The organism is Erythrobacter sp., from assembly GCF_038133525.1.
Taxonomy (GTDB): Bacteria; Pseudomonadota; Alphaproteobacteria; order Sphingomonadales; family Sphingomonadaceae; genus Qipengyuania.
The window spans coordinates 1-1,471 of record NZ_JAYPTL010000004.1 but is presented as its reverse complement, the minus strand read 5'-3'; the positions used below and the strand labels follow the sequence as shown (position 1 = coordinate 1,471).

The window sequence follows — 1,471 nt, the reverse complement described above, 5'->3', positions numbered from 1 at the left end:
CAGGGTGCGGTTCGGACCGAACTGGCCGAGGGTCGACGTGAACAAATCAGGCACTCCGTCTTCATCGGAATCGATCGTGTCGTTGTAGAACACCGTGCCCTGAGGACCGGTCAGCGAACCACCGCAGCTATACTGCCGGGCGCTGCCAGCAACGTTTGCCGAGAGGGCGCAAGCCGAGTAGTCACGGCGAGCTTGGTTCACGGCCTTGATCTTGCGGTAGCCGACATAACCCATCGCACGGCCGCGGCCGTCGTCGAAGCTGGTGCCGAACGCAAGCGTGGCGTCGAAGGTGCCGCCGTCAGTGGTGGTGCCGCTGGGATAGGGGAAGCCGCGAGCATCCAGTGCGCCCGTAACATCCGAATTGGCACGGTTCTTGTGGCTGTAGACCGAATACTGGGTGTCGAGCTTGAAGCCTTCGAACTCGGTGTCGAGCACGAAGTTGACGACGCCCGAAACCGCGTCCGCACCGTACACCGACGAAGCACCGCCGGTCAGCACGTCGACGCGCTTGATCAGCGCAGCCGGAATGACGTTGATGTCCGGAGCCGAAGTGGTCGGGTCACCCGGGACGAGACGACGGCCGTTCAGAAGGACCAGCGTGCGCTCCGAACCCAGACCACGCAGGTTCAGCGTGGCGGTACCGGTTGCGCCGTTCGAAACGTTCGAACCCTGGCCAGCAAAAACCTGCGGCAGCGAGTTGACGAGGTCTTCGACGCGGGTCGTACCGGTCTGCGCGATTTCGGCCGCGCTAACGACCGTGATCGGGCTGGCCGATTCGAGGTTGGGTTGCTTGATGCGCGAACCGGTAACGACGATGGAAGCGGCGGGAGCTTCGTCAGCACCCTCATCCGCGTCCTGCGCCATCGCCGGCTGCGCCAGGAGCGCAAGACCGAGAACGGCCGGGGCCGCACTGGCTTTGAAATATGTCTGGAGTTTCACTCTTTTCAGTCCTTCTTCCGTTTCCCGATCAGTAGTCGACCGGGACTTAAGAACCCCCATGGATGGACCGCGACATGCAGCGACGCCGCACAGCGACCATCGGCGGAACGCGGTATCTGCATCCGGGGATAGTTACATTGCAAAGTAATTCTCTGTCGCGGCGGGGATTGGCTTGGTCGGTGTTGCGTCCGGATCACACCCTGTGTCTAGGGATGTGCGCATGCCGTGCTACTACGTATGCGTGCGACATATCTGATCGCACTCAGGGGGGAACTTGACCGGGAATTGCGAGCGACCTAACGCCAGTGGCAATTCGAAACTCAAAAGGGAGCTCGTTCCGATGCCTGAAGCCTATATCGTGGAGGCCGTCCGCACGGCCGGTGGCCGCCGTGGTGGCCGACTCGCCGGGGTCCATCCGGTGGATCTCGCCGCCAAGTCGCTCGATGCGATCATGGAGCGTTCGGGACTCGAGGCGCCGGCGATCGACGATGTGGTGATGGGCTGCGTCAGCCAGGGCGGCGAACAGGCGATG

1 protein-coding gene and 1 pseudogene are annotated in these 1,471 nt (G+C 62.7%); one reads left to right on the top strand and one right to left on the bottom strand.

Going from position 1 to position 1,471, the window contains the following annotated elements; all coding sequences use genetic code 11:
• On the bottom strand, positions 1 to 939 hold a 939-nt coding region (locus tag AAFM29_RS01690), incomplete at its 3' end, for a TonB-dependent receptor plug domain-containing protein (protein WP_341711087.1).
• Positions 940 to 1,279: 340 nt separating this feature from the next.
• Between AAFM29_RS01690 and AAFM29_RS01685 the strand changes: the two are divergent.
• Positions 1,280 to 1,471 (top strand): annotated as a pseudogene (locus AAFM29_RS01685) (acetyl-CoA C-acetyltransferase); the annotation flags it as partial.